Below are 6230 nucleotides of genomic sequence, written 5' to 3' on the forward strand. Positions count from 1 at the left end.
AAACGGCCTGAACATCGTTTAATTAGACCGCAAACGATTTTTATGGGCCCTGTTTTTTATCACTCGGTCATCATTTGATAATCAAATGTTAATTTCATGATTTCCTGGGGGGAACAGCCGCCGGGTGGAGTCATGTAACACCGAAATAACATCCTCCAGCGGTTGCTGCCGCAATTGTGCCAACAAGCGGGCTATGGTCGGCAGGCTGGCCGGCGTGTTCACCTCCCCCTGCTGGCCTTGCAGCGGCATGTCGGGAGCGTCGGTTTCCAGCAGCAAGGCCTCCAGCGGCATCTGGCGTATCGCCTCCCGGGTCTTGTTGGCGCGCTCATAGCTGATGACCCCCCCGATCCCCAGCCTGAAACCCAGTTGCCAGAACACCTCCGCCTGATGCAGGGAACCGCTGAAGGCGTGAATGACCCCCCCTTGTGGCGGTGTGAAGCGCCGCAGGATCTTGGCGACCGTGTCGTTGGCACGCACCGAGTGGACGATGAGGGGCAGCGCATGCGCCATGGCCAGCCGCACCTGCGCCTCGAACATCTCGACCTGCCCCTCCTGCGACACATGGGAGCGCAGATCCAGCCCGCACTCCCCCACGGCCACCAGCCCACGGGGCCGACTCGCCAGCAGGGTCTCCAGCCGGGTCAGTGCATCCCGGGGCTGCTTGCCCACATACCAGGGATGGATCCCCAGGCCATAGCGGATGTCGTCGTGGCACCCGGCCAGCGCCATCACCCGCCCCCAGTTTTCCTCTCCCACGGCGGGGATGATATACTCGCCCACCCCCAGCTGGCGCCACCGGGTCAGCAGCGCCTCCCTATCGGCGTCAAAGACCGGAAAATCGAGGTGGCAGTGGGTGTCTATCAATTCCATGTCGCGCTTACCTGTCTGTCGTACTCAATGGGTTCATTCCATGCCAACACACGTTTCCCGAGGCTTTACCCTGATAGAACTGGTGCTGGTCATCATCGTGCTGGGGATCCTGGCCGTGACCGCTCTGCCCCGCTTCATCAACATCCAGGACGACGGGCTCAAGAGCAGCGTCTCGGCCACGGCGGGCAGCTTTGCCAGTGCCGCCCGGCTCGCCCACGCCGGCTGGGCGGTCAAGGTTAAGGGGGAGCCCCTGGCACTCTACAACTTTAGCGGCATGGGCAGGCAGGATCTCGACATCAACAGCCATGGCTGGCCGGTGGGCACCAAGGAGGACCAGGGAGGTCAGGGGCCCGATACCGTTTTCCCCGGTGGCGACAGCGATCAGATTTCCGTCAGCAGCCGGGACGACTGCGAGAGCCTGTTTGGCGCCCTGCTCGATACCGATCTGACGGTGGCCGATGAGTTGCACCAGGATTCAGACAGTGACTACATCTCCCGGCTCATCCCGGCAGACGCTCAGGCTGACGGCGCCCTTCGTCACGACAACTGCCGCTATACCCTGCGCAGCTCCGTGGGCCGCTTCCCGGCATACCCCGACGGGCTATCGTTCGACTACAACAGCGTCACTGGCGCCGTGACCCGCCAGTTCCAGTGAGGTCGTCGCCCTTCTCCGGGCGCTTCTCCTCTTCATCATGGCGTACCGGCGCGCAGCAGCGCCGGTTCTCCGGTGTGAGTCCCCACTCCTGGCACCAGGCATCGTAGCGAGCCAGCCAACGCAGCAATATCCCCTTCATGGGCGCCTCCTTGTCTCGATAGTTTCCCCACAAGCCTGCCCCAATCCAACTCCCCAGACCAGCATCTCGGGGCCAGCGGCGTCATGGCCTGTCCAGCGGCAGCAACAGCCCCATGGAAATCTCGTCCACATAGCCCTCGTCCAGCCGATAGGCCTGCCGTCTCACCCCTTCCTCCACGAACCCGCACTTGCGATACAAGGCGTGGGCCACCTCGTTGTGGGCCATCACTCCCAGCTCCAGCCGGTGGATACCGAGATCCCTCGCGGTCGCGATCAAGGTACGCAGCAACCGTTCCCCCCATCCCTGCCCGCGCGCCCCCGAACGCAGCCCCATCACCACCAGGGCGCAGTGGCGGTTGCGTGCCAGGCCGCCACCAAGGAGCGCGGCAAACCCTTGCACCTCCCCCGCCAGCTCCAGCAGCCACATGGCCTGATTGGGGGCCGCGGCCATGGCCTCGAGCCGCCTGCGCTGCCCCTCGATGTCCGAGGGGCGCTCTCCCGCTTCATACAGCATGAAGCGGGTCTCCCTGTCCAGTTGCCCGAAGAAGCGATCCAGCACCGCCGCATCCTCCACCCCTGCCATACGAATCATCACGCCGACCTCCCTGCCTGGTGGCTCTGCCGACCACAACCATAAAAAAACGACTCCCTCAGGAGTCGTTTTTATCAGAGCCATCTGGCTAACGCCACGCCCTCGGCCCGATCAGGGATTCGCTGACAGGCCGCTTCCACCTGCATCGCGCGAGGGGAAGATCCCGAGCGACGATCAGGCCTTCGCTGGCAGGCTCAGGCGAGCGACCGCTTCCACGTGCATGGAGTGCGGGAACATGTCCACCGGCTGCACCTCGTCCAGCACGAAGCCCTGCTTGACCAGCCAGGCGAGATCCCGGGCCAGGGTCTGGGGGTTGCAGGAGACATAGACCAGACGGCGCGGCGCCATGGCCACCAGGGTCTGCAATACCGCCTTGTCACAGCCCTTGCGGGGCGGATCCATCACCACCACATCGGCACTCACCCCGTCGGCATGCAGGGCAGGCATCAGCTGCTCCGCCTTGCCCACGTGGAACTCGGTCTGCTCGATGCCGTTGAGGGCCGCATTGCGACGGGCGTCGCTGATGGCACTCTCCACCGACTCAATCCCCACCACCTTGGCGGCCTTGCCTGCCAGGAACAGGGAGATGGTGCCGATGCCGCAATAGATGTCGAACACCGTCTCGCTGCCGGTCAGCTCGCAATACTCCAGCGCCTTGGAGTAGAGCACGTCGGTCTGGCTCGGGTTGTTCTGGAAGAAGGAGAGGGGCGAGATCTCGAATTCGAGCTCGTGGATCTTGTCGCGGATCACCCCGCTGCCCAGCAGCACCCGGTTCTTGTCACCCAGGATGCGGTTGGTACGCGCCTCGTTGATGTTCTGCACCAGGGTAGTGACCGGCAGATCCGCCAGGGCCGCCAGCAGTTCGGCTTCGAACGGCAGCGCTTCGCCCAGGGTCACCAGCACCACCATCAGCTCGCCGCTCTTGAAGCCCTTGCGGGTCATCAGGTTGCGCACGCAGCCGGTGTGGGCCACCTCGTCATAGGCCGCGATGTCGTGCTCGCGCATCCAGTTGCGTACCCGGGCGTTGAGCTCCATGTGCAGCGAGTCCTGCACCGCACAATCATCGGCGGTGATGAGGTCATGGGAGTGCTTGCGGTAGAAGCCGATCTCGGCGCCCGCCTCGCTGCCACGCACCGCGTACTGGGCCTTGTTGCGGTAGGCAAACGGCGTCTCCATGCCGAGGATGGGGTTGACCACGGCCTCACCCAGCCCGACCTGTTCCAGTGCGCTCTGCACCAGGCTCTGCTTGAGGGCAAGCTGGGCCGGATAGGCCAGCGGGCGCACCTGGCAGCCACCGCATTCGGTGTTGGGGCAAAAATCGGCCACCCGATCGGCAGAGGGCTGGGTCAACTCGACCAGCTTGCCGTGCAGGTAGTTCGGTTTGACCTCGGTCAACTCGACCAGCGCCTGCTCACCGGGCAGCAGACCCTCGACAAACAGGGGGCGATCGAACAGGCGACCCTTGCCATCCCCCTTGTCGGTCAGTTCCAGAATATCGATCTGATGTTGGTGTCCCACTAACGGCATGAGCGGCTCCGAAGGCATGAAAGAGAGGGTGACGACGGGGCAGACCCGGCGACCCCGAATAAAGGGTGGCAGAGTTTAGCGGAGATCCGCCCAAAATGCAGGCATAAAAGACCCCGCAGACACAAATAGCGACCCCGGCCACCAGCGGCCCGGTCCGGGCAGCCTGGCCACCTCGCCCCAATAAAAAAAACCGCCGGACGGGGCCGGCGGTATGACATTCATGGCAGCAGGATCAATGGCTGTAGGCTTTCTCGCCGTGGCTGGTCACGTCCAGCCCTTCGCGCTCGGCATCTTCCTTCACCCGCAGACCGATCAGCAGGTCCACCAGCTTGTAGGCCACGGCCGAGACCAGGGCGGTCCAGACCACGGTCACCCCCACGCCGATGACCTGTACCTTGACCTGGGCCAGGATGGAGTATCCCTCGGCCACCTGGTTGGTCACATAGTCCCACACCCCGGTGCCGCCCAGATCCGGGCTGGCGAACACCCCGGTCAGCACGGCACCCAGGATCCCGCACACCCCGTGCAGGCCGAACACGTCCAGGCTGTCATCGGCCCCCAGCAGACGCTTGAGACCGTGCACGCCCCACAGACCAGCCACACCACTGAGCAGGCCGATGATGAGGGCGCCCCCCACACCGACGAAACCGGCGGCAGGGGTGATGGCGACCAGGCCCGCCACCGCACCGGAGACCGCGCCAAGCAGGGAGGGACGGCCCTTCATCGCCCACTCGGCGAAGGTCCAGGAGAGGGCGGCAGCGGCCGGTGCGATCCAGGTGTTGGCGAAGGCCAGGGCAGCCGTGCCGTTGGCTTCGAGGGAGGAGCCAGCGTTGAAGCCGAACCAGCCGAACCACAGCAGGGCGGCACCGATCATGGTCATGGTCAGGCTGTGGGGGGTCATGGGGTCACGGCCATAGCCAACCCGTTTGCCCACCATGAAGGCCCCAACCAGACCGGCCACCGCGGCGTTGATGTGCACCACGGTGCCGCCGGCGAAGTCCAGAGCGCCGTGCTGGAACAGATAGCCTGCGGTGGCACCGGCCGCTTCGGCGGCGGCCGCATCCGTGTAGGCATCCGGACCCGCCCAGTACCACACCATGTGCGCCATCGGGATATAGGCGAAGGTGAACCAGATCACCGCGAACAGCAGCACCGCCGAGAACTTCATCCGCTCGGCAAAGCCGCCGACGATGAGCCCGCAGGTGATGGCGGCAAAGGCGCCCTGGAACACCACGTAGATGAACTCGCTGATCCCGACCCCCTTGCTGAAGGTGGCGGCGATGGAATCCGGCGTCACCCCCATCAACAGCACCTTGTCGAAGGAGCCGTAGAAGGCGCCGCCCTCGGTGAAGGCCAGGGAGTAACCGTAGACCACCCAGAGGACGGTGATGAGGCAGAACAGGGTGAACACCTGCATCAGCACGCTCAGCATGTTCTTGGCGCGCACCAGGCCGCCGTAGAAGAGGGCGAGGCCCGGCACGGACATCAGGATCACCAGGGCCGCCGCCACCATCAGCCAGGTATTGTCCCCCTTGTTGATGGTCACGGTCGCGGCCGCCTGTACCACATCGGCCTGCGCGGCCACCTCTTCGGCCCAGCCCGGGGCGGCCATGGTGGCGGCCAGCGCCAGCAGGCCAGTCATTACGAGTCTCTTGAACATACAGCCCTCTCCTTGTCGTCCCGGCATCCGGGTCCATTTCCTGATATGCATTTCCAACCTGGCCACCTGCCCACCGTACCTGTGTGGCTCACGGAGACATCATGGCGACATGACATGGGGAAAGCATAAAGCAGGCCAAGAAAAATAATCCTTTTATTTCATAGCGTTATCTTTTTATCACATTCAACACGCACCATCTTGGCGCACAATGCCCGGTTACAGGGGGAAAATCGCACTTTGGCTGTGCATTGCCGGGAAAATGCACCAGGATGACCCAACCACCTCACAATGACGGGGCGAACCCGTGGTGATGTCACCTTGGCAGGCTTATCTATCCCGCTAAGGTATTTATGAAATAAATGAAATGGGCCTTACCATGGTGAAATCAAATGAGGCTGACGGCCAATATCCCCCCACCCGAGGGGCACAAGCACGATAAGAGTGCAAACTCGCGCCATTCGTCTGGCTTGCCCCGAAATGCCCGGTCATACTGGCAAGCCATCATCCCCTGTTCCCAGCGCCGCGAGGAGCCCATGCCCAATCTCAACGTGACCGAAATCAAGGCCTTCGTGCCTGCCCGGGATTTCCCGCTGTCAAAGCAGTTCTATCAGGATCTCGGCTTTACCCTGGCCTCCGATGGCGACGGCGTGGCCTATTTTCAGGTTCTTCGCGGGATCTTGGGGAAGTGGAAGTTGACAGACAGGGTGCTGGTAAACTGGCTGTCTCCAAACACACCACCACCATCACCCTGCTGTCGCCGTGCATCATATTGATATTGCCTCCTTCTG

7 protein-coding genes are annotated in these 6230 nt (G+C 63.2%); 2 read left to right on the forward strand and 5 right to left on the reverse strand.

Annotation, left to right across the window (positions count from 1 at the left end; all coding sequences use genetic code 11):
* Positions 1–81 precede the first annotated feature (81 nt).
* The gene (locus C3418_RS03925) at positions 82–870 is read right to left on the reverse strand and encodes a TatD family hydrolase (protein WP_103857993.1); all 789 of its coding nucleotides are present in this window, start codon (positions 868–870) and stop codon (positions 82–84) included.
* 40 nt (positions 871–910) lie between these two features.
* On the opposite strand from C3418_RS03925, the gene tppF reads away from it, so the two are divergent.
* Complete coding sequence (gene tppF, locus C3418_RS03930; RefSeq protein ID WP_029313748.1) at positions 911–1525, forward strand: type IVa pilus pseudopilin TppF; 615 nt, start codon at positions 911–913, stop codon at positions 1523–1525.
* Here the strand turns inward: tppF and C3418_RS24335 are convergent.
* From C3418_RS24335 to amt, 4 genes are all read right to left on the reverse strand, one after another.
* Positions 1494–1664, reverse strand: coding sequence for a DUF5363 family protein (locus tag C3418_RS24335; protein ID WP_164882685.1), 171 nt, complete (start codon positions 1662–1664; stop codon positions 1494–1496). The two genes, tppF and C3418_RS24335, sit on opposite strands and share 32 nt — an antisense overlap.
* 81 nt (positions 1665–1745) lie before the next feature.
* Positions 1746–2255 (reverse strand): GNAT family N-acetyltransferase, encoded by a 510-nt coding sequence (locus C3418_RS03935; protein ID WP_174217465.1) that lies wholly within the window; start codon positions 2253–2255, stop codon positions 1746–1748.
* Positions 2256–2429: 174 nt separating this feature from the next.
* Positions 2430–3782: a 23S rRNA (uracil(1939)-C(5))-methyltransferase RlmD gene (gene rlmD, locus C3418_RS03940; RefSeq protein WP_103857994.1), complete on the reverse strand. Its 1353-nt coding sequence runs from the start codon at positions 3780–3782 to the stop codon at positions 2430–2432.
* Between the two features lie 232 nt (positions 3783–4014).
* Entirely contained in the window at positions 4015–5442 is a 1428-nt protein-coding gene (amt, locus tag C3418_RS03945; protein ID WP_010673021.1) for an ammonium transporter, read from the reverse strand.
* A 533-nt stretch (positions 5443–5975) separates the two neighbouring features.
* On the opposite strand from amt, the gene C3418_RS24500 reads away from it, so the two are divergent.
* Entirely contained in the window at positions 5976–6215 is a 240-nt protein-coding gene (locus C3418_RS24500) for a hypothetical protein (RefSeq protein ID WP_219812684.1), read from the forward strand.
* Positions 6216–6230: the final 15 nt, after the last annotated feature.

This window comes from Aeromonas sp. ASNIH8 (assembly GCF_002919855.1).
In the GTDB taxonomy this organism is placed as follows: Bacteria; Pseudomonadota; Gammaproteobacteria; order Enterobacterales; family Aeromonadaceae; genus Aeromonas; species Aeromonas caviae.

Bases quoted from the DNA above. Each gene is read 5' to 3' on its own strand.
- C3418_RS03925 (WP_103857993.1), bottom strand. From the start codon at position 870: ATGGAATTGATAGACACCCACTGCCACCTCGATTTTCCGGTCTTTGAC.
- tppF (WP_029313748.1), top strand. From the start codon at position 911: ATGCCAACACACGTTTCCCGAGGCTTTACCCTGATAGAACTGGTGCTG.
- C3418_RS24335 (WP_164882685.1), bottom strand. From the start codon at position 1,664: ATGAAGGGGATATTGCTGCGTTGGCTGGCTCGCTACGATGCCTGGTGC.
- C3418_RS03935 (WP_174217465.1), bottom strand. From the start codon at position 2,255: ATGATTCGTATGGCAGGGGTGGAGGATGCGGCGGTGCTGGATCGCTTC.
- rlmD (WP_103857994.1), bottom strand. From the start codon at position 3,782: ATGCCGTTAGTGGGACACCAACATCAGATCGATATTCTGGAACTGACC.
- amt (WP_010673021.1), bottom strand. From the start codon at position 5,442: ATGTTCAAGAGACTCGTAATGACTGGCCTGCTGGCGCTGGCCGCCACC.
- C3418_RS24500 (WP_219812684.1), top strand. From the start codon at position 5,976: ATGCCCAATCTCAACGTGACCGAAATCAAGGCCTTCGTGCCTGCCCGG.